This window comes from Caballeronia sp. LZ008 (assembly GCF_031451435.1).
Classification (GTDB): domain Bacteria; phylum Pseudomonadota; class Gammaproteobacteria; order Burkholderiales; family Burkholderiaceae; genus Caballeronia; species Caballeronia zhejiangensis.
This window is the reverse complement of the sequence record NZ_JARUXK010000002.1, coordinates 921260-942735: the sequence shown is the minus strand read 5'-3', so window position 1 is coordinate 942735 and position 21476 is coordinate 921260. Positions and strand designations below refer to the sequence as shown.

20 protein-coding genes are annotated in these 21476 nt (G+C 61.5%); 5 read left to right on the top strand and 15 right to left on the bottom strand.

The window, feature by feature from the left end; genetic code table 11:
* Positions 1-14: 14 nt before the first annotated feature.
* The 6 genes from QCE49_RS18655 to QCE49_RS18630 all read right to left on the bottom strand — a co-directional run bounded on the left by QCE49_RS18655 (position 15) and on the right by QCE49_RS18630 (position 5144).
* Complete coding sequence (locus tag QCE49_RS18655) at positions 15-1010, bottom strand: hypothetical protein (protein ID WP_033536888.1); 996 nt, start codon at positions 1008-1010, stop codon at positions 15-17.
* A 38-nt stretch (positions 1011-1048) separates the two neighbouring features.
* Entirely contained in the window at positions 1049-1540 is a 492-nt protein-coding gene (locus QCE49_RS18650) for a hypothetical protein (protein WP_033536925.1), read from the bottom strand.
* Positions 1541-1677: 137 nt separating this feature from the next.
* On the bottom strand, positions 1678-2124 hold the full coding sequence (locus QCE49_RS18645) for a nuclear transport factor 2 family protein (protein WP_008346123.1): 447 nt from the start codon (positions 2122-2124) through the stop codon (positions 1678-1680).
* A 23-nt stretch (positions 2125-2147) separates the two neighbouring features.
* A complete protein-coding gene (locus QCE49_RS18640; protein ID WP_250441622.1) occupies positions 2148-2516 on the bottom strand; it encodes a cytochrome c family protein in 369 nt (122 codons plus the stop codon).
* A 5-nt stretch (positions 2517-2521) separates the two neighbouring features.
* On the bottom strand, positions 2522-4246 hold the full coding sequence (locus QCE49_RS18635) for an FAD-dependent oxidoreductase (protein WP_250437528.1): 1725 nt from the start codon (positions 4244-4246) through the stop codon (positions 2522-2524).
* A gap of 25 nt (positions 4247-4271) precedes the next feature.
* Positions 4272-5144, bottom strand: coding sequence for a transporter (locus QCE49_RS18630; RefSeq protein WP_250437529.1), 873 nt, complete (start codon positions 5142-5144; stop codon positions 4272-4274).
* A gap of 287 nt (positions 5145-5431) precedes the next feature.
* Between QCE49_RS18630 and QCE49_RS18625 the strand changes: the two genes are divergently transcribed.
* Positions 5432-6277, top strand: coding sequence for an AraC family transcriptional regulator (locus QCE49_RS18625; protein WP_250457774.1), 846 nt, complete (start codon positions 5432-5434; stop codon positions 6275-6277).
* A gap of 13 nt (positions 6278-6290) precedes the next feature.
* On the top strand, positions 6291-7256 hold the full coding sequence (locus QCE49_RS18620; protein ID WP_008346131.1) for a LysR family transcriptional regulator: 966 nt from the start codon (positions 6291-6293) through the stop codon (positions 7254-7256).
* A 6-nt stretch (positions 7257-7262) separates the two neighbouring features.
* On the opposite strand, the gene QCE49_RS18615 is transcribed toward QCE49_RS18620, so the two are convergent.
* The 5 genes from QCE49_RS18615 to QCE49_RS18595 form a co-directional block, all read right to left on the bottom strand.
* On the bottom strand, positions 7263-8183 hold the full coding sequence (locus QCE49_RS18615) for an AEC family transporter (protein WP_008346134.1): 921 nt from the start codon (positions 8181-8183) through the stop codon (positions 7263-7265).
* 119 nt (positions 8184-8302) lie between these two features.
* Positions 8303-9349, bottom strand: a complete 1047-nt coding sequence (locus QCE49_RS18610; RefSeq protein ID WP_250457773.1) for a catalase — start codon at positions 9347-9349, stop codon at positions 8303-8305.
* A gap of 2 nt (positions 9350-9351) precedes the next feature.
* Positions 9352-9774 carry a cytochrome c gene (locus QCE49_RS18605; RefSeq protein ID WP_008346138.1) on the bottom strand — a complete coding sequence of 141 codons (423 nt, stop codon included), beginning with the start codon at positions 9772-9774 and terminating at the stop codon, positions 9352-9354.
* Positions 9771-10136: a hypothetical protein gene (locus QCE49_RS18600; RefSeq protein WP_250441626.1), complete on the bottom strand. Its 366-nt coding sequence runs from the start codon at positions 10134-10136 to the stop codon at positions 9771-9773. Before QCE49_RS18600 ends, QCE49_RS18605 begins: the two co-directional genes overlap by 4 nt.
* 321 nt (positions 10137-10457) lie before the next feature.
* A complete protein-coding gene (locus QCE49_RS18595) occupies positions 10458-10727 on the bottom strand; it encodes a hypothetical protein (RefSeq protein WP_239295284.1) in 270 nt (89 codons plus the stop codon).
* 375 nt (positions 10728-11102) lie between these two features.
* On the opposite strand from QCE49_RS18595, the gene QCE49_RS18590 reads away from it, so the two are divergent.
* Both QCE49_RS18590 and QCE49_RS18585 read left to right on the top strand, forming a co-directional pair.
* Entirely contained in the window at positions 11103-11570 is a 468-nt protein-coding gene (locus QCE49_RS18590; protein ID WP_250457772.1) for a zinc-finger-containing protein, read from the top strand.
* Between the two features lie 31 nt (positions 11571-11601).
* A complete protein-coding gene (locus QCE49_RS18585) occupies positions 11602-12075 on the top strand; it encodes a hypothetical protein (protein WP_008346145.1) in 474 nt (157 codons plus the stop codon).
* Between the two features lie 15 nt (positions 12076-12090).
* Here QCE49_RS18585 and QCE49_RS18580 read toward each other — a convergent pair whose 3' ends face one another.
* The 3 genes from QCE49_RS18580 to QCE49_RS18570 all read right to left on the bottom strand — a co-directional run bounded on the left by QCE49_RS18580 (position 12091) and on the right by QCE49_RS18570 (position 17782).
* The gene (locus tag QCE49_RS18580) at positions 12091-14139 is read right to left on the bottom strand and encodes a TonB-dependent receptor (RefSeq protein WP_250482053.1); all 2049 of its coding nucleotides are present in this window, start codon (positions 14137-14139) and stop codon (positions 12091-12093) included.
* 1457 nt (positions 14140-15596) lie between these two features.
* Positions 15597-16574, bottom strand: a complete 978-nt coding sequence (locus QCE49_RS18575) for a ParB/RepB/Spo0J family partition protein (RefSeq protein WP_250441628.1) — start codon at positions 16572-16574, stop codon at positions 15597-15599.
* Positions 16571-17782 (bottom strand): ParA family protein, encoded by a 1212-nt coding sequence (locus tag QCE49_RS18570; protein WP_033536892.1) that lies wholly within the window; start codon positions 17780-17782, stop codon positions 16571-16573. Before QCE49_RS18570 ends, QCE49_RS18575 begins: the two co-directional genes overlap by 4 nt.
* A 642-nt stretch (positions 17783-18424) precedes the next feature.
* On the opposite strand from QCE49_RS18570, the gene QCE49_RS18565 reads away from it, so the two are divergent.
* The gene (locus tag QCE49_RS18565) at positions 18425-19831 is read left to right on the top strand and encodes a replication initiation protein (protein ID WP_008346150.1); all 1407 of its coding nucleotides are present in this window, start codon (positions 18425-18427) and stop codon (positions 19829-19831) included.
* Between the two features lie 24 nt (positions 19832-19855).
* Here the strand turns inward: QCE49_RS18565 and QCE49_RS18560 are convergent, their stop codons facing one another.
* Complete coding sequence (locus tag QCE49_RS18560) at positions 19856-21022, bottom strand: YbfB/YjiJ family MFS transporter (RefSeq protein WP_008346152.1); 1167 nt, start codon at positions 21020-21022, stop codon at positions 19856-19858.
* Positions 21023-21476: the final 454 nt, after the last annotated feature.

The following is a 21476-nucleotide window of genomic DNA, read 5'->3' as shown; positions in this document are numbered from 1 at the left end:
AAACCGTAGGCGGCTTAGAACGCGACCGGATACGGCGGCAGTTCGCCGCTTTCGTAGCGCCTCGGCAGATCGGGCGTCGCGTTCTCCCAGACGAGAAGCATCGAGCGTTTCTGCGAATAACCCTTGTGGCGGATGTCGGCGGGCATCGCGGCGATATCGCCGGCGTTCATCGTGATGCGCGCGCGCGGCTCGCCGGTGTCCTTGTCGGCCACATCCCAGATGATCTGATCCGACAGTTGCAGGAACCACTCGACGCGATCGTTGCCGTGAAAAACCGGCAGCACGAATTCCTCGGTCGTCGGGCAAAAGAGGCTTTGCTTGCACACGGACGTGACCGATGGATTCCACGTCACGTCCGAACGCGACAGATACTTGAAGAGGCTGAACGCGTGCAATTGCCCTTCGAATTCAGGCTCCGCGTGAATCTCCGGCTCGTCTTGCGATACATCCGCGAACTGGCGATTCACCGGGAAGTCGTCGCGCAACGGCGAATCGCCTTCGAGGCCCGGCATGCGCTTCGTCGCGATGCGCGTGCGGTCGATCGCCGCGATGTTGTCGCCGTGCTTGGCGCCGAATGCCGAGCCGGTTTCCTCGGGAGCCGCGAACGGATCGAAGCCTTCGTTCACCCAGTCCTTCAGGATTGCCTTGAACGTCGCCATGATGATCGGCGTTTCGAATTGCTGCGTGTAATCGACGCCCGCTTCGCGGAAGCTCGCGTTGTACGCGCCGGCATACATGTCGACCTTGCCGTAGTGATTGCGCGTGCCGATCACTTCATCGAAATTGACCCAGCCGTAGAAGAAACCCCACGCGACGTCGCGCATCATCGCGCGCAGGAAGTCGTCGGCGTGCATCTGATGCGAGCGCGTCTGTCCTTCTGCCGGCCACTTCACGGTGACGAAATACGCGTCGCGGCTGAACTCGAACTCGCCGAGCTTGAACGTGCGATAGCCGGTGGACGCATCGGGGTCGGTGGCGACGACGCTTTGCAGGAAAATGGCTTGATCCATGATGTTTTTGCTCCGAAAGATGAGAGTTCGCGGCGGCGTTACTGGATGCAGATGTCGGCCCATTTCTCGACCGATTCCGCGCCGGCAATCGTCTGCACGAGCAGCACGCCGGTCTTTCTCGCTTCGAAGCGATACGCCGCGCCCGCAGGCAGCAGCGCCTGATGTCCGCGACGCAAGCGCACGAAGCCCATCTTCTGGCCGGAGGGTTCGCCTTCGAGTTTCACCGAGCCTTCGATATCGGCGCTTACGAGCGCGCCATCTGAAGGCTTGATGAAGTGCACGTCGATCTCGCCATCGAGCGCGACGACGAATTCATCGTGCGATGCCGTGAACCACGCCGACACGCCTTCCGCGCGCAGCGTTTCGATCACGTACTTGAGGTTCTTGCCGACGACCACTTTTTCGTACGGCGCGGACTGGCTCGCCACGTCGAACACGTTGGACATCACGTAATGCGATGCCTGTCCCTTGATGATTTCGATATTGCCTTTGCGATAGTTATCGAGGCTGCCGAGTCGGGTCTGTTGCATGTCTGTCTCCATGTCCGCGGTCACGTTCGCGGTGTCGCGCTGGAATCAAGATTAGGGCGGCGAGCGCTGCGAGGCAATGAATCGAGGTTCGCGTTTGCCGAACGATGCGTGCTCGATCGCAGCCCTAGGGAAAGTACTTACTTTTGCGCGTTTTTATCCGCGAGCCACGGATAGCGCTGCGTGTCCGCGCTTTCGTAATCCGGGTCGAGATAGATGAAGCAGCGCTGGATCTTGAAGTCGCGGATCTCGAAGACATCGATCCAGCGGCCCGCGTGCGTGACGCCCGCGCGCCAGTCGACGCCGCTTTGCGTCGTGCCGTAACTCGTGCCTTCGATGACCACCGTATCGCCCTGCTGGATCACGTTCAGATACGCGAGGTCGTGCTTGAACTTCGCGACGATCGAGCCGAGGTCCGCGAAGAGTTGTTCAAAGGCCGCGCGGCCTGTCGCGATGCCCCATTTGGGGAAATAGACTTCGGCGTGATCGTCGAAGAGATCGAAGAATGCTGCGCCGCGATCGAGCCTGCGCAGATATTCGAGCGCGATGGTCTTGCGCTGTTCGTCGCTCATGGTGATGGGGTTCATGCTTTAGTCTCCTGATGTCGGATTCAATGCAGCGTGCGCAGATACGCGATGATTTTTTGCCGCCGTGCTTCGTCGCCTTCGAAATAGGTCATCGCGTTGCCGGGCGCGACGGCTTGCGTGTCGGTGAGCCACGCGTCGAGCAGCTTGTCGTCCCAGACCTTGCCCGACGCGGCCGCCTTCATGCCCGCCGAATACTTGAATCCGGGCTCCGATGCCATCGGCTTGCCGACGATGCCGAAGAGATTCGGCCCTTGTCCGTTGGGTTCGCCCTTGCCGAAGGTGTGGCACACGGCGCAGTTGTTCGTCGTGAGTTTCTTGCCGATCGCGACGCTGTCCTGCTGCGCATGTGCCGCAGAACTGGCGAGCGCGAATATCGTAATTAAGTTAGCCATCCGAATCATGATTGACCTCCATTGGCTGATTGCGCCGCGCGATACGCGAACGCGATGATCGGTCCGAGCGTGCCGCCGCCCGCCCAGTAAGCACGCGCGGACGCCGACGCCACGCAATTGCCCACGCCGTACAAACCCTTGATCGGCTCGCCGCGCGTATCGAGCACTTGCCCATGCGAATTGGTCTTCGGACCGCCTTTGGTATCGAGATTGCCTGCGACGATGAGCGCCGCGTAATACGGTCCTTTGGCCGAGAGCGGATACATCGTCTCGTTCTTCTGATCGGCTTTCTTCGATACGGGTCCGTTGAAAAGCTTCTCGACGATGCGCTCGCCGCGATGGAAGTCCTGATCCACGCCCGTCTTCGCGAAGCCGTTGAAACGCTTGATCGTCGCGTCGAGACTGCGCACGAAGTCGTCGCTCAACGTGGCGCTACCGAGCGCGCTCTGGTACTTCGCCATGCGTTCGCGAATCGCGCCCGCCAGTTCCGCAAGCGTGTTGCCGCGCAGTACGTGCCGGTCGTTCGATCCCTTGGGAACGATGAGGCTGCCGTAGTCATCGCTTGCGCAATGCTCCTGCGCCTGCTGATCCCAGATGGAAACGAGCGTGAGATTCGGATACTCGCCCTTCGCGCCGTCCCATTCGGAGAACGCCGCACAGACCTCGTTGTATGCGAGCTTCTCGTTCACGACGCGCTTGCCGTACTTGTTCACGTAGAGCATCGAATCGCCCGTGGGCGTGAAGATGCCGGACAGCGAGCCATCCTTCGCGATGGCCTTGTCGAGCGAGATCGGCGCCATCCACGAGTAGTTCATGTTGCGCAACTGCACGTCGAGCGCGCTGGAAATCCGCACGAAATCGCCTTCGTTGGTTGGCGCTGCACAACCGCCATACACCGCGCCGTGCAGGAAGTTCTTGCGCAACTCGGGATCGTGCGTGAAGCCGCCGGTCGCGAAGATCACCGCCTTCTTTGCGCGCACGCGAAAGAGCGTGCCCTCTTCCGTCAGCGATTCGACGCCGATCACCGCGCCCGTTTCATCGACGAGCACTTTCTGCACGCGATAACCCGTCTTGATGTCGATGCCGTCTCGGCGTGCTGCCGCGCTCATCGTGCGGATCGCGACGCGGCCGCCGTCCGACATGCTCGGCAAGCCGTCTTTAGGAAACAGCACGCGGCCGCGCGGCGCCTTGTCTTCGGGCAACTCGGCCCAGTAATCCGGCACCGCGCCTTCATGCCGATACGGCAGCGCGCCCTTGCTCGCGAGCAACTCCGCCGCCGGCGATGCGCTGTCGTAGATCGCCTCGCACATCTCGTACTCCCAGTCGGACAGACCGAGCTTCGGCAACGACGGATCGTATTGCTCGGGCCGCGACAGACGCGCGACATAGCGCATGTAATCAGGCTTCGGATCGGCGATGCCCGCGCGGCGCATCGGCTGGTTGTTCGGCACCCAGTACCAGAACGCGGCCTTCGCGGCCGTGCCGCCGACGCTGCCTGCCTTCTCGAGAATCACCACGCGGTTTCCCAGCCAGCGCGAGAACAGCGCGCACGGCAATCCGCCGCCACCGCCGCCGCACACGACCACGTCATACTCCGCGTCGAACTTGACATCGCTCGCCGCGCGCGCCGTGAGCGATACCGCGCCGAACGCGGCCGCCGCCGTTCCTGCGCCAGCGGCCTTGATGAAGCTGCGTCGCGATGCGGCAGAAAGCTTGTTCGTCTCACTCATGTTTGTCTCCATCGTTTGAATGTGCTCACCAGTAGTGCCACGCCTGCACGAGAATTCCGTTGGTGAGCGTGGTGTTGCGGCCCGAAACCGAGTGTTGGTATTGGATCGAAAGCTGGTCGTACATCTTCTGGTGCAGGAACGGCAGGCTATTCGGCTTGAACTGGAACAGCACGCCGAGTCCCACGGTCGTTTCGCGGCTCGCGCTGTTGGAAAGCGGCATCCCCGCCGTCTGATTGAAGGTGCCCCCGCTCGTCTGATAGTCGAGGCCGACGAAAGGAATCGCGAAGGGGTTGTCGGGCGGCGAGATGCTGTAGCCGACACGCAAATTCAGATGGAACGTGTTGCCCGGGCTCAGATCGTCCTGACCCGAGCGCAGCGTGCGTCCGCGCAGAATGCCGCCGAGCAGGAGGTCTACGTTCAGGTGTCCGTACCAGTCGTCATAGAAGACTGACGGCCAGAACGACCACGTATTCGTCGATACCGCGTTCTGCCCGACGGGCACTTGTACATAGGTCTGAAAGCCGAGCGTCGTCGCGGGCGCGGGGTTGTACCAGACGAGCCCGCCGACGAGCGGATCGCCAATGCCGCTTGCCGAGAATTGCGAGCCCTGCGTGCGGATCGCGGGCACCGTGATGCTCGCGTTGAAGCCGACATGCGGCAGCGACGGCACTTTCCAGTAGTGGATCAACGTCGATAGCCCGACGAAGGTGTTCGTGCCCGGACCCGCGACCTGATTGCCGTGTGAATCGAATGCGCGGCTGTCGTGATTCCATTCGAGGTTCTGGCCGAAGGAATCATAAGTGCCTTCGAAGTCGCTGCTGAACTGCCACGTTTGCGGACGGTCCGTCGCGAAGGGAATGCCCGACGCGTGGGCCATCGTGCAGGTTGCGCCAAGCATGGCGAGCGCGCATGCGTGACGTCGTCGTATCTTTGATTTCGGGTGCCGCATTTGCATCGTCGTCTCCGGTCGTTCGTGTCGTATGAGCGAACGTTACGAAGGCGCGGCGTATCGGTCTTTCAGGTTTCGGAAATTACAGATTCCGGCGGATGCGGGTTTACACCACGCACAAAGCACGCACGCGGCGTTCGCAAACGGCGACCCATCGCGCGTGCAAGAGCTTTGCGCTCGCATCTATACTCGCGTGGACAGCGGCATCGAAAGCCGCGAGAAAAGGAGACGTAACGATGAGCGCCATTGCAGCGCCCGCTCGCATCGACCGCTTCAGCAAGCTCGCGGGCGTTCCGGGACTCGAATACTGCATCTCGGGCCCGCAACCTTATTCGCTGGAATTGAGCAATTCGTCAGACATGATCTGCCTGCTGCTCGGCACGATCGTCTCCGATACGCGCTACGACGACGGCCCCGCCGCGCCCTTCACGTTTCGCGCGGAAACGGCCGCGTATCATCCGCGCGGCGGCAGCATGCGTATCGACGCGCACGATGTGCGGCATGGCTTCATCGCGTTTCGATATGCCGATGCGTTCGTGGACCGCATCGCCGATCGCAACGCGGAACCGTTGCGTTGCGCGGGCAGCCGCAGCAATCTCGACGCCGATCCGATCCGTCATCTCGTGCGCTATGCGCGTCAGAAAGCGCATGACGGATCGGGCAAGATCGATCCGTGGGAACTGCAGTGCGTCGCTACGCTCGCGTGGATCGAAACGACGCGTCATCTCGAACGCGCCGCGCGCGAACGTAAATCGGCGCTGACGGACGCTACATTCGCAACGCTCGCAGCCTATGTCGCCGACAACATCGATCAGAACCTGTCCTGCGCGGATATCGCCGCCGAGCTCGATCTGCCCGTGCGCGCGGTCTTCGATGGCGTGAAGGCGCGTACCGGTTATTCGCTCTATCGCTATGTGCTGGAGAAGCGCATCGGCGCCGCTGCGCGCATGTTGCGCGCGGACGATGCGCCGCTTGTCGATATCGCCGCCGCGTGCGGATTTTCGTCGCAGCAACACATGACGGCGCTCTTTTCGAAACGGCTCGGAACCACGCCACTGCGCTATAGAAAAGCCGCGGGATAAGCCAGGAGGAAGCATGGACCTCTTCATGTCGATGGAGGCCTTCGTTCGCGCAGCCGAAGCGCAGAGTTTCGCGAGCGCGGCGCGGCAGCTCGGCGTGGCGAAATCGGTTGTCACGTCGCGTGTGAAGCAACTCGAGGAGCACTTCGGCGTCGCGCTGTTTCATCGCTCGACGCGTGCCGTGCGGCTTTCGGAAGTCGGCGAATCCTACTATCAGGATTGCCTGCTGCTCGTGTCGAAAGTGAACGAGCTGTCGGGACGCGCGATTCCCGAAACGCAATCGCTCTGTGGCACGCTCAACGTTCATGTCTTGCCCGGCTTCGCGCTCGGACACTTTTCGCAGGCGCTGATCGCGTTTCGCGAGGCGCATCCGCGCATCGAGTTCGTCGTGACGGTGAACGATCGCGTGATCGATCCCGTGCAGGAAGGCTTCGATCTCGCTCTGCAGATTTATCCGCCCGCGTCGAATCTGCTCGTCGAGCGCAAGCTCTTTCCGGTGCGCGGCGTATTGTGCGCGACGCCCGCGTATCTCAAGGAAGAGCCTGCGATCGAGACGCCGCTCGATTTGCTGCGTCACGATTTCGCGCGTTACGCGCACTATCCGTGGGGCGACAACTGGCCGCTCATGAAGGGCAACGAGTGCTATGAGATCGCGCTCAACGCGGTGCTTAAAACCAATAGCGTGCATCTGCTGCTCGAGTTCGCGCGCGCGGGCGCGGGCGTCGTCTATCTGCCGACGATGGTCGCCGCGAGCGATCTGCTCGAACGCCGTCTCGTGCGCGTGCTGCCCGATTACGCTGCGCCGCCGTTGTGGCTGTCCGCGGTGTATCCGACTTCGCATCGTTCGACGACCAAGGTGAAAGCGTTCGTCGACTTCCTGCGCGAGCGCTATCTGAGCGAGCCGCAATGGGACAAGGCACTCGGCATTTCGCCGCCCGATGACGAAGAGCGCAACGTCGACGAAGAACTCGGCGACGTGTGATCGCAACTAGAGCACGTAGAGCCACGCGAGCAAGGTGACGATCGAAAAGAGCGTGGTCATCGAGATGACCGCGCCGACCACGCCCTTCTCGACGTCGTATTCCGAAGCAAGCACGTATGCGCTTTTCGCGGTCGGCACGGCGGCGCACACGACCGCGGCGATGGTCGCGTCGTGACCGAGTCTTGTCGCGAGGCACAGCGCGTACACGACGAGCGGCACGATCGCGAGCTTGAGCGCGGTCAACAGCGCGTAGAGATTGACGCGTCCGCGCAACTCGTCGAGCGTGAGATCGAGACCGATCGCGAAGAGCGCGCATGGCGTCAGTGCTTCGCCGAGTATCGTGAGAAACGATGCGACAGGAACCGGCAGCGTCAATCCGACGACGGACCACAGCAGTCCGCAAATCGTCGCGAGAATGACGGGATTGGTCGCGATCTGCCGAACGAGCGCGGTGACATCGATCTTGCGCGATGCATCCATCCGGCCGATCTCGACCAGCACGACAAGCACAGGAAACATGATCGCGCCGACGAACACCGTCGCGACCGCCGCCGCGAGCACGCCGGGCTTGCCGTAGAGCGTCTTCAGGATCGGCAGCGCGACGAAGCCGGTGTTGGTCATCGCGACGGCAGCGGCGAGCATCGCAGCGGATGCGAGACTCGCGCCGCGCACGATGCGCGCGACGAGCAACACGGCGGCGAAGCAGATCATCGAGCCGCCGCCGAACGCCGCGAGAAAGCGCCATTCGAGCAGCGAGCGAAGCGACTCGTCGGCGATGGTCAGAAAAACCAGCGCGGGCATCGCGACGTAATAAGCGAAGCGCATCAGGGAAGGCGCGAGCGCATGCGGCATGTAGCCCGACACGCGCGCCACCCATCCGGTGAGAATGATGGCAAAGATCGGAAGGATCATGCCGGCAAGATGCATGGCGGACTCCGATATCGATGCAGCGCCCGGCGCGAGCGCTCGCTGCTGAAATGGGCATCATTATCGGAGAAAAACGACGCGCGACGTGCGATCTTGCGCAGCCGCGCGACGCTCGTCCGCTAGCGTGCGGCCAGCAACGCTCTCGCTTCCTCGCTCGACAGCACACCTCGCTCCTCGCGATTCGCGGCGCTCGCCGCGTAGACATCCTTGCGTGCGTGCGTGATGCCGAGCGGCGCGAAGCCGTTGGCCGGATTGAACGCGAGCCGTTCGATACGCGCTTCGTCGTCGACGGATGGCGGTGCATCGATTTCGAGTTCGCCGATGGTCACTACATCCGACTTCCACGCGATGGATGCATCGTTGACGGGCGTCGTTTCTTCATCGACGAAGAATTGCACGCCGAGTCGCCACTTGACCGGACCTTGCTCCAGACGATTGCAGATATCGGCGCGCAGATAGTTGTCGCCATGACGCTCGGCGTTCGTCCCCGAGGACGTCGACGGATGCGGATGCAGCGAATACTTGATCGCCGCCTGCCCCAGTTGCACGACCGATCCCCAGTAATGCTCCGTCGCCAGGCTGTCGACGTGATGCACTCTGGTTTCCTTGAAAAGGATCGCCAGAATGCGCGCGCCCTCGACGGGCCCGAGTCTTGCCATCATCATCTCGCGCAAGCCCTGCGCGATCCCGCTCACCGTGCCTTCCGCAAGCAACGCGACGATGATATCGGCGACCGCCATGAACTGAGCGGCGTCGCGCGCATGTGAGCGACCGCCTTCGTTGGTCATCAGCAGATCGGTTTCGGCGCCCTCTTCCGTGAAGAACTTGAGCGCGATGCCGCGAACGTCCGGCGACGTGTCCGGCTGCGGACACGGCTGTCCGTTGGAGATGCGGCATGCGGCGCGATACGTCGCCGGGTGCTTCGCGAAGGGGCCGAATCGCGCGGCATCCGGAATATCATCAGCTATCCGAAGCAATCCGAAAGCGCCGAGCAATGACTTCTGATGTTGCGCTCGATCGACCTGTCCGTTCAGCCCCGTGTGTTTGCTCGCGGCCAGCTTCGTCTGCTGCGCGCCGATCGCCGTGACGAGCATCGCCAGCGTGGCGGCGTCATCGAGCTTGTCGGTCCAGCCGGCGCCGTCGCCGGCGGATTGAGGGGAGTTCACGATCAACCTCCGTTCGCGCCTGGAGTGATAGCGCGCTGTTTAAGTGTAGGTGCGTCAGCTGACTCGTCTGACTCACGCGCCGGCACCGCGCCTGCCGCAATGCTGCCGTCGGCGCGCGCCGCGAAGTAGCGATAGATCGCGTCGATGTGATTCTCGATCAGCGCGTTGCCGCGATAGGCCGGCATACCCAACGGCGGATTGCCGTCGAGAATCGCGGCGATGAAGCGCTCGCGGCTCTGCGTGCGCGCAAAGCCGACGATCGACGGCGCGGCGAGTCCTTCATGATCCTTGCCATGGCAGCGCGCGCAGTCGGCGACGCGCACGGCCCGCCATGCATCGATCAGCGAGTTGTCGGCTGCGGCCGCTGCGTGAGCATGGGCGACCAGCCAAACGCCGACGATGCCGGCAAGCGCTGCGCGAATCAATGATTGCGTCCTGAGATTCGGCCGACGTACTTCCATCCCTGATCGCGTATCCATACGTAAGTGAAGCCCGTTGGACCGTCGATGAACACGGTCATCGGCCGCTCGCCCGCCGACGCTTCCTTTTGCGGTTCCGTCGACGCCTGCGTGATGCGCGCTTCCGTCGGCTTCAGATTCGCATCGCGATCGTCGAGGCGCCAGCCGTCGTCATCGGCGTAAATGAGGCGTGACGTTCCGCCCGTTGGCGTCTGAACCGTGAACGCGAGCGGATCGGCGTCGGTCGCGGCAGTCGCGGCGAAGGTGCTGGCGCACGTGAGCATCGTGATCGCGAGGAACGTCGCACGCTTTGTCTGTTGGGATCTCATTTCGGGTACCTCCTTACGGGCCGCGCGGTCGCGGCTGTCCAGATGGGCTTATGCATAGAGAACGAACGTGGCCTCGACGAATGTGAAGCCCGGAGATCCGCGTGGCTGACTATTTGATTTCGCTGCGGACAAGAGTCTGTCGTGTGGAAGCATCGCCACGCGGGGCCGATGAGCGGCCGTCTTTTGATGGGCTCAACTATCGACCGAACGATCGTCTGGAAAAACCATGCATCGGGAGGGATTCAGCCCCTCCGTTGGGGGACTGCGAAATGGAACGAGGATCGAATTCGTCGAAGGCGTCCCCGCCGCCTTCGCACATTGCTACTGGCCGCTATAGATGTTGCAGCTCAGGCCCGGCGTGCAGAGTTGCATCGTGCTGCCCGTCCAGGCATCGCGCGATGCGCTGCCGGACTTGCTCGTCGACATCGCTCCGCCATAGCTGGAATCGTTCGTTGCCGTGCTGCCGTCTTGCGCATTCTGCTGCGCGGTGCTGCCTTGGGCCGGCGCCATCTGCATGTTCTGCGTTTGCGCGACGGCGCTCATCGCGAAGACGCTTGCGGCCGATGCGGCCAATAGAAGAGTTGCTCTCATCGCCATCACCTTCTTGAGTCAAGAAACCGATTGAGGACTGCAAGCCTGCGACGAACTCGCGGGCACGCATGCTGGGACCCGGTTTCGAGCGCGAAACGCCGCGCCTTCCGGGCTTCTGATCGAACTTGAGGATGGGGCTTGTAAGCCCCGAAAGCGCGTGGCGGGTAGCACGCACTCCTACCCTATACCGCGGATCGGAAAAGTAAATTCCCGATCCGCGGTTTCCTTGACCGGCGCGCATGGCAGCATCTGCGCGAACGCGCTTGCTTAAGCAGATTGCGATATCGCGGCATGCATCGAGCTTTCAATCGCGTGGCGTTTCGAAGACGATGCACGGTTTTGCTATATTGGATTTCCCGCCCGGGATTTTCGACGATGCGTGTCGGCCGACCTGTCAAACCTCTGCCTCATCCGAATTGCGATTACTGCGGCGCGCCCGCGACCCTGACGCGCGCGGGCGACGAGGCCTATCCGTATCGCGAAGACCACGGCCCGCACTGGTTGTGCGCCGATTGTCAGGCGTGGATCGGCATCTTTCCACGCAGCACGCGTAATGTCCCGCTCGGCCGTCTCGCCGATGCCCGCTTGCGCGATCTCAAAGTGAAACTGCACGCCGTTCTCGAACCGCTCGTGCAGGCGAAGGTCCGGCGCGACGGCTGCAATGTTTTCGAGGCGCGCTCCAAGGGCATGAAGTGGCTCGCGCAGGCGATCGGCGTCGAGCCGGAGAAATGCAGCATCCACACGCTGGACGCCGATCAATGCGAGCGCGCGATCGCCGTCGTCGAACATTTTGAACAGGAACGCGCCCGGCACCCTTCAGATTCGACGATCGATGAACGTTAACCTGAAAAGGTCAACGTTCATCGGTCCTCGCATGTCACGCACTATTCCTTTTCAGCGCTCGCCGCAAGCGACGCGCGCGCGGCTCAGCAAAGCGCAGCTGCTTCCCATCCCGCGCGCAGTGGCGGACGAGCTCGCACTCGTGGCGCATATGTCGCTGACGGCGTTGCGCTCGGGTTCGTCGGACGTCGCGCCGGCGCAGCATGTCACCGAGGCGATTTATCTCGCCAAGTTCCTCGCCGAAGCGGGACACGGCGATTTCTCGCATGAAGAACTGCTGCTCGCGGATCAGTCGATGGCCGCCGTCTTCGACATTGGCCGCACGTCCGGTTCGTGGATCCTCGCGCCCGAGGACTTCGAGCGGATCGCGGCGATCGTGTCGCTCTACGATCATCAGTTGCGGCGCGCGTCGCTCGCGGCCTTGTCGGTTGCGAGCGAACGGCTCGAACGCTTCAAGGCCGGCGAGCCGTATCAGTCGACGCAAGCCCGCAAGTCGGCGCGCGTTTGACGCTCGCGTTCGCCGTCAAAAGGCGGTACGCAAGCCGATCATCACGCTGCGGCCGCCTTCCGGCGCGATGTCCCGCACGACCGAGCTCGCGTAGCGCACTTCCTGATTAGTCAGGTTCTGGCCGCGCAGAAAGGCGAGCCAGTTCGTCGCGCCGACGCGAAATTTGTACGTCAGGATGACGCCGAGCGTGGTGTAGCTCGCGGTCGGCAGTTCGTTTTCCGGCACGCGATGCTGCGCCCACGCGTGAACCAGTTCGGTTCTCGCGCCGTACGGCCCATACGCGTAGTCGAGCGCGAGCGTCGCGCGCAGCGGCGAGATGCGTGGCAATGCCTCGCCGGTATCGATGTTGCGCGCGTGCGTGTAGTCCGCGACGATTTCGACATCGAGACGTTGCGCGCCCTTGTCGAAGACGCGCCAGGTTCCGTCCAGTTCGACGCCGTAGAACTCCGCGCGCACGCCGCGATAGACGGCTTCGTTGAGCGCATCGTCGGTGCCGGGCGCGACGGGTTCATCGTCGTCGTTGACGAGCCGGCCGGTGTTGAATTCCGTCAGATAGTTGCGAAAGCGGCTGTAGAAGACGCCCGCGCTCGCCTTGTTCGCGCCGCTCGCGAAGCGCATCGACAAATCGGTCGAGATCGCTTTTTCTTTTTGCGCGTCAGGGTTGCCGATCAGATATTGGCCGGTCGCATCGTGCGGACCGTTCGAGTAAAGCTCGTAGTACGTGGGCGCGCGTTCCGTGTACGCGACATTGCCGGCGAGGCTCCACGCCGAGTTCAGCTTGAACAGCGCGCCGGCCGAGACGCTGCCTGCGTTGAAATCGCGCTTCGGGGAATCGGCGAATTTTTCGTTTCCACCCGACGTCGGATCGATGTTCACGTGTTCGTAGCGTGCGCCGATGCTCAACTTCAGCGCATCCGTGACCGTCCACTCTTCCAGACCGAAAAGCGCCGCGTTCGTCGTCTGCGATGTCGGCACGAGCGCTTCATCGCCGAGCGCGGAGAACGTGTTCTGGCCGAGTTGCACGCCGATCGCGCCATCGAGCGGACCGATCTTCCGGTGCCGCGCCTCGATGCGCGCCTCGTATCCGTGATTGCGGAAAATCGTGCCGGTCTCGCCGTCGTCGATCTCCTTGTGCTCGTAGTCGGTGTAGGCGAAGTCGAGCTTCAACCGGCTGAAGGGGCCTTGCAGATTGCGTATCTCCGACGACCCCGCGATGTGATCCTGATGCATGCGAAGACGCACATCGTCCTCGGCGACCGAGCCATAGTTCGCCTCGTATCCGTTGTAGCTGATGCCCGCGTAACCGTCCGTCCACGTGTAGGACGAGCCGACGGCGCCGCCGTGCCAGCGGCCGTCACTGTTCGGGATGCTGCCGTAGGGTTGCGCGACATCGGGGCCGTCGAGCGCGCGTTGACCATCCGAGTGCGCGAATCCGGGGATGCGCTCGTTACTCGTCTCGCGATCGAAGGCATCGACGTGGAAGGCGAATCGGCCATTTCCGCCTTCGACTTGGGCGGCGCCGGCGCGGGCATCGTTGGCGCCGCCGTAGCTGGCATCGACTTGTCCCGACACGCCTTTGATCGGGTCGCGCGGGATGCGGTTGTCGATCGTATTCACTACTCCGCCGATCGCGTTGCCGCCGTAGAGCAACGCCGCCGGCCCACGCACGATTTCCACCCGTTCCACTGAGAGCGATTCTTGGGGCACGGCGTGGTCGTAGGACAACGACGATGCGTCGTAAGCCGCGACGCCGTTCTGCAGCAAGCGGATTCGGTCCCCGTCCATGCCGCGGATGATCGGCCTTCCGACCATCGGACCGTAGGTTGTCGTCGAAACTCCGGGCAGTCCGTTCAGGGTTTCGCCGAGGGAGTCGGCGCGTCGCAGTGTGAGGGCAGTGCCGTCGAGGACGCTTGTCGGGGATGCCAAAGCGTTTGAGCCTAGCGGGTTCGCGGTTACGAAGATCGGTTGGAGCGATGTGTCGTTTATCGGTTGAGATTGGGCGCTGGCCGCAGTTGTGATTAGGAGCGCCGTCCAAGGCAGGACGTTGAGGGCGCGGGCGGGCATTGATGTTGGGTTTGGATTGAACACGGTCGCTGGATGTGATGTTATAACGTTTCGTTTGGTCGGCGCGGTCCGGGCATGGAGGCGGCGCATCGCTGTGAACGGCGAAATGATATAACGTATCGCGTGATTTGGCTCGGTCGGATTATGGTGATTTTCAATGGTCGCCGACTTGAACTTTACGGATTATGTAGTGTTTGATACGGACGGCGAGTTGCGGGTGTCTTTCGGGCGCTCAGATTTGGCGACCGGGCTGCTTCGCGATGATTCGGACTGTTCGGTGGGCCTCTTTTCGTGAAACAAGTTGAGTTTGTTTATCTAAGCGATTGATTTTTAATTAGTTTTTTGAATGCTATTGTGGTTCGCTTTGTTCCACGCACGAGTAGAAGTTTCGATACCCGTCACGTTGGCGCATTGGTCTTTGGCTAGCCACGAATGATCGGCCGGCCGCACCCGAGCACCGATTTTATTCGCCTTGCGATTGTCCTGACCTACCGTACAGTCAGTCCGCAGACATTCGTTATCCGTGCAATACAAGGTATGGCGTGGCGAATAGACCAGCGTCGATAGCGTCGTATGGTCCGCTCTTGATTTCGGCGGCAACGACAAAGAATCACCACATCCTCCTTGACCTTCGCCATTCGCTTCAGCTAATGGCAATCGGACGCCAAGGGGTTGCAGGTTCGACAATGGTAACGGCGTCGGCACGCCTCACTGGCGAGTCAGGGGCGTACTCAGCGTTTTTCATTTTGGAGTGCCGTCCAACACTTCCGCTTTCCGCGGTCGCAAGTAGAAGGTCGCGATCCGCCGGCTTGGAGTTGCGAGTGAAGATGGCGGTGTTCGCGAACGGACGCGAGGAGCGCAGGCGCGGGCAGCGCATTTTTTCATGCGTAACGATCGCCGGACATTCGTCGTCGCATGCTGTCCAATCGATGTGCTCAGTGCGTGCGTTTTGATGCTCTCGTCTCCCACTGAGTGTCCGAATTCGGACACTCAGCGTGCAACCGCTTCCGCTGGTGAGAAGCGAAGTGATCGGTGGCCTCGAGTCCCGAACACGGCTGAGCAGCGTCGCGCCTTCCCGGATTCGGATCGCTCGGTACGGTCGCGCTGTCGGAGCGGAAGACATTTTTCGGCTGGTGCGCTCCGTCATGCGATCGAGGCCCGTTAGCGAAGGCCTCGCCTGCAGCCCACGGCGGGCAAGCCGGCCATACATGTCCGAATTCGGACACTGAGGTCGCTGGCAACGATGGTCTCGCATCCTGCCTACGCCGTCGAACCGGGGCATGTGTCCGAATTCGGACACCAAGGTCGTTGGAAACAATGGTCGCGCATCGTGCCTACGCGCTCGAACCCGGACATGTGTCCGAATTCGGACGCATGCCACTCTCGCCCTTGATCTTTCGTCACGCGAAACTTGGTTTGTCGCCCATAAAGAAACCCGCCGAGGCGGGTTCAAAAAATCACTCAGACCGAATCGAGAACATCTTCCCTATGTGTTCTCTAAGTTGACTTTCCTGCTCCTCTGTCATCACTCCGGCTTTGAACTTGAAGGTCAGTCCCTTGACATCCTTCGTGATGCTCCCGGCTTGGACCTTTCCGGCGAAGATCTTCAGGATGCTCCGCCCACCGGCATCCGTCGCCAATTCTCCACGGCTGGCCTGTGCATTCAAACTCGGCGCAACCTTCGTCTGAACCAGGTCGCCCGACAGCACCATCGGCCACAATTCTTGCAGCACCTTGAGTCCATGTTCGCCCGTCTTCTTCAGTGCGTTCGCGATATCCTGAGCCGACGATGCTCCGAGCACGGACGGGTTCAAATCCAGATCCCGCTTCACGAAGTCCGGGAGCGCATCATATGCAAGAAACCGATACAGGTCGCTACGAGTAATGCCCATAGCTTCCGCGAGCCGCGTTCGGTTCGGAAATTCCGCTTCCGCACGACGAATCGCGATGGCGATTTCATAATCAGACAGATCATCGCGCGTCACGTTTTCCATCAACGCCAAAGCCGCCATGTCCTGATCCGTGCAGTCGATCACAACTGCGCGAACAGTCGCCTTGTTGATCAGCTTATGTGCGCGCCAGCGTCGTTCGCCCGCAACGAGTTGGAACGATTCTCCGACTCGTCGAACCGTTACCGCCTGCAACAGCCCAACCTCACCGATCGACCGCGCCAACTCGGAAAGCTTGCCTTCGTTGAATTGACGACGCGGTTGCCATGGATTCGGCACGATCGCATCGACCGAGATTTCTGTGTCGACACCTCGGGCTTCGAGTTCCTGGATCCGAAGCTGTGCAGCAGCTAGCGCACTCGTGATTCCCGGCATCGTCTGCGGGCCACGAGTGGTCTTATCCTTTTTGTTCTCGCCTTTGAAATCCGCGGGCTTCGGCAGGTTGGCCGTCTTGGCCATGAGTTGTTCTCGGATGTTATTACTCATGCCGACTCCCTCCACGATTTGACGAACATATCATCCAGCCATTTGGCATATTGCATCATGGGCTGCCGCACTCGCTGAAGCGACTTCGCCGTTGAATGCGTGCTGACCACGTCGAGTGCCGTCGAGAAGGAAAGCGCGCCTCCGCTCATGACCGAGCTGGCCGGAATCTCGAACGGGTCGAGCCAGCGCCCGTATGCGCTTTGCGCCCATTGCCGAACAACCGGCGCGGACGACGTCTTGCCGTAATCCACCTTCGACAACAAAATAGAGATGAAGTCGTAGACCTTATCCTCCTCGTAAGGAAGGAAGTCTTCGGCAACGTCCGAGAAGAGTCGCCAGAACGCGAGCGAACTAATGAAGTCGAGATTCTCGGGAATCATCGGCATGACGAGCGCGTCGGCGGCGAGCAGCGCGTTCAAATTCATATACGACAGCGACGGTGACGTATCGATCAGGATGTAGTCGTACTGCGAGCGCAATGGCTCGAGACCCTCGCGCAAGACTGCCCAGAATCGATAGCCCTGAATGGTCTTCTGGCGAGCCGGCAGCAAGAACTCCGCTCCATATAAGAATGTATGGCCGGGGATGATGTCGAGCCCATCCCAATACGTCGATTGCACGCTTGCGCCGAGACCGCCCTCTACGTTTTGATCGTATATATAGGGCAGCACGGTGTCGTCGCCGGAGATTTCCTTTTCGGCATAGAGACCGCACAACTCCGAAGCCGAAGCTTGCGGATCGAGGTCGATGAGCAATACTTTGCGGCCAAGAAGCGTCAGCGCCTGTGCGAGGCAAACCGTCGTTGTGGTTTTAGCGGAGCCGCCCTTCAACTGAGCCGTTGTCAGCACCTTGCCTCTGAAGGTGCCGTTGCTGTCGTCGAGCCGGGTCTGGTAGATATCGGAAGCCATCTTCACCCAGACGCGCACTTCAGGCAGAGTAAATGTCCGGCTGCGGCCGCTGCCGTTCAGCGTGCCTGTCGGAAGCCCGCCTTCGCCTTTCGTGACCAGATATTGAATCTGCTGCCGAGTCAGATTGCACATCTCGGCCAGCTCGCTAATCGTATAGAACGGCGCGAGCTTACGCGGACGCGGCGCCAGAATCTGTTCACGAAGGTTATCCGAGAAGGGTTCCAGGTTATCCGCGAACTCAGCAACTTCGCGGAGCGTAACCTTCCGGTCTTCCATAGGTAGCGTGCCTACGTTTGCCATTCTGCGCTTTCTCCAAGTATTGACGTCGAAGCGCAGAATACACGAATACGCGTAAACAAGGTTGTATTGCGTCGAGTTTTAATCGATCGGCCAGCGGTGTATATCCAACCCCTTGATTTTTCGTTCTTTTCTAAATAGGCCGCTCGGTGCCCTGAATTGAGTAGACGGCGAAGAACGAGTTGAATCCTTAGCATCGTGAACTCACTGCGGCGTCCGCACAAAAACCACCCCGGGGGCGGTTTTTGTGCGGTTCGCTCTCATCCGCTTTTCTATATTAGATTCAACGACTTAACGAAATTCATTCGCCGCGGCGAGCGTAAACTCAGTCGATGTCAGTTCAGTCTTTTTGTAAACCTAGACCCACCCACCAACAAACAGCGCCACCCATTTCCTTAAAAATCAACACGCAACCCTGTGGATAGAGGCGCTTTTTGTGACGCCTAGGGCGCTTTTTGTGCGGACGGGACCGCAATTTGGGCCGCACGAGGCGGAAATTGTGGCGACCGGGGTGGAAATTGTGATCCGCCTCAGCGAGCGGGGCGATTTTTGTGCGGATAGCGTCAAGCAGGAGCGGGGTGGTTTTTGTGTTGACACCCCTCGCTCGCCTGATAGAGTGCCGGGGATCGAAGCCGAATCGGAAGCATGGAAAACCAAGACCTCACTGTCACACCGCAGCAGTTGGCGCTGGACATCTACGAAGACATGTCCGCGCAGGGATCGGCGATCTGCGAGTCGACGAGGGACATCGGTTTCCTGCGCAACAACATCTTCACGCGGGTCGGCGGATTGGGCATCGCCGCGCGGCGCGTGCTCGATGCGGCGTACTTCATCGTTGCGACGAAGGCGCCCGAAGAACTCATCGACGACAAGGTCTATACGTTCACGGCCGACGTCAACTACTTCAAGTGGTTGATGCGCTACGACAGCCGCAACCACAGTCATCTGATCGCGCAGATGCGAGCCGCGGCCCGGGCGCGCGTCGAAATCATGACCGCGCCGTCGATCGAGGAACTGACCGAGAAGGACTCGTGGGGCACCATCAGTTTGCTGGGTGACTGCTACATCGAGCGCAACGTCGTGTGCGTCCTGCTTGCCGGGCGGGTCATCAAATATCTGATCAGCCCGTACAAGGCGCATTGGCTGAGCCTGCGCGCATCGACGGCTTTTTCGCTTTCGCTCGCCCGCGCGATTTACGACCGCCTCATTCCGTGCGAAGGCCACGGCGTGACCGAGTGGTTCGCATTCGAAGACGTGCTCGAATGGCCCGGCAAGGTCGGCGAATCGCGCAAGGAAGTGAAGGAATTCAAGAAGCGGTTCCTCGAGCCCGCCATCGACCAGCTCAACGAAGTCTCCGATTTCGATGTCAGCTGGGAGCCCAATGCCGATCGCGTTCCGGCGGACAAGCTGAAAATCCGTTTCCGCTTCACGAAGAAGCAGGGCGCCGACGCGGCGCGCGCCGGCATTCAGGATTCGATGTATCTGCTTCTGCACAACGAATTCGCTTTCGATACCCCCGACTTCGAGCGCCTCGCGAAGCGGCGCGACGTGTGGACCGACGAGCGGCTCGAACAGGCGATCGAATACACGCGATACAAGCTCAACGAAGGCAAGGTGACGGTCAGCCCGCGCGGCTATCTGTTCAAGGCGCTGGAAGGGAATTACCGCATCGGCGAAGCGGACCGGAAGATGGCGTCGATCAAGGCGAAGCAACTCGAGGACGACAAGAAGGACCGCCGTTCGCGCGATACGGCGCAGGCGCATCTTGAAGCCAGCATTCAGGTTCAGAACGATACGGCCAAAGCCAAGATGAGCGAGGAGATCCGCGCCGGCCGCGAGTACTTCGAATCCGTCGATGCGCCGGCACGCAAGGAACTGTGTCACTCGTTCGTGAGCCAGCTGATTCCGCAGCGGCTCATCGAGAAGCAGGGCGTTTCACGCGAGAGCCTGAGCGCCGACAACATTCTCACCGTCAATCGCGTGGTCGCCGACGCCTTCTGCTCGCATGTCTACGCGAAGATGAAGAAGGCGCGTGCGGGCAACCGAATCTGATCTGCGCGAAGGGTCGAGAATTTCTCAGGCATCCTGTCTATTCAGCAAGGTTTTCTGACAGCCCGCGAGCACCGCGCCGGCAGCCAGCACGAGCGCCGAATAAACGAGTCCGCGAGTGAGCCCGGCGCTGTCCGACACCCGTCCGATCACGACCGGACCGACGATCTGCCCCAGCGCGAACACGATCGTGAACGCGTTGATCCCACGCGGCCACTGATTCGCCGGCAGATTGTGCCGCACGAAAGCCGTCGTCGATGCCACCGCCGATAAAAACGTCGCGCCGAACAACGTACCCGAGACGAACGCCGCCAGCGGATGCGCGAACATCGCGGGAATGAGCGTTGCGGCGGCGAGCAGTCCGTTGAGGATCGCGAGCGCCTGACCGCCGCGCATGCGATCGAGCAGCCCGGACCACATCCGCGCCGATACGACCGTCGCCACGCCCAGCAGGATATAAAAGCCGATCACGACCGCCGCGCTCATGCCTGCGTTGCGAAGCAGGGCGACGATGAACGTCATGTAGCCGATATAGCCGATACCGAAGCACCCGTATCCGGCGAGCGCGAGCGCGAAACGCCGCCGCCGAACCGGCGCGCCCGCGGCGCTGTCCGTACCTTGACGCGTCGCCGAAACAGGCTGCGCGGATTCGATACGCCGCGCGGCCCAGACGGCGGCGCCGGAACACGCCGCGCAACCCGCGGCGAGCGCGAACCACGCGACGCGCCAGCCGTGCGCGACCGGCAGGACCGTCAGCGGAACGAGTATCGACGAGATCACGATGCCCCAGCCCGTGCCGCCGTAATACAAGCCGATGACGAGTCCGGCGTCGCGCGGCGACATCGATGCGAGCCGTGCCGCCAGCACGCCGCCGCTCACGAAGACGAGCGCGCTGCCGATTCCCGTCGCGACGCGTAACGCGAGCAGGGCGTCGGTATCGGTCGTCGTGCCGCTCGCCGCCATCAGGACGACGGTGAGCGCGCAGCCCGCGACGAACAGCGTGCGCGACGGCGCGCGCATCGACAATCGTGAGAACGCGAGTGCGCCGAGCAGGTAGCCGAACGCATTCGCCGTATTCATCGCGCCAGCCTGGGCGAAGTTCCACGCGAGGTCGAGCCGCATCGGCGGAAGCAGCAGCGCGTAGGAGAAGCGCGCGAGCCCGAGCGCGATGGCGCTGCCGAGCGATAGCGCCATCGCGAGCAGAAGCGCCTGTCTGCGAAGTTCCCCGCTTGCATCGTCACGCTGTATCACGCTCTTTTCGTCCTGTTGTCGATACGCGGCCTATGGTATCGCGGACCGGTCATATTGCTTACACAAGCCGTGGCTAAGCTTCGCAGCGCTGTATCGATCTGCGACCGAAGCCGGAGAAACCGATGTCCACTGTTGCATGCCGTCACGCGCTCGTGGCGTGTCTCGTCGTTTGCGCCAGTGCAATCGTTTGCGGTTGCGGCGAGCGAGACACGGAATCATCGGCCTCCGCCGGGCTCACGCGCGACGTATCGTCCGAAACATCCGCGACATCCGGCCCATCCGCGACGAGCGAGCTTCAGAATTGGGCGAAACAGGCCACAGGAGGCGCATCCGATGAAGCGGCGCAGCCCGCGATAGCGCGAGCCGCGTCGGAACCGCTCGCGACACCGGTGATTCA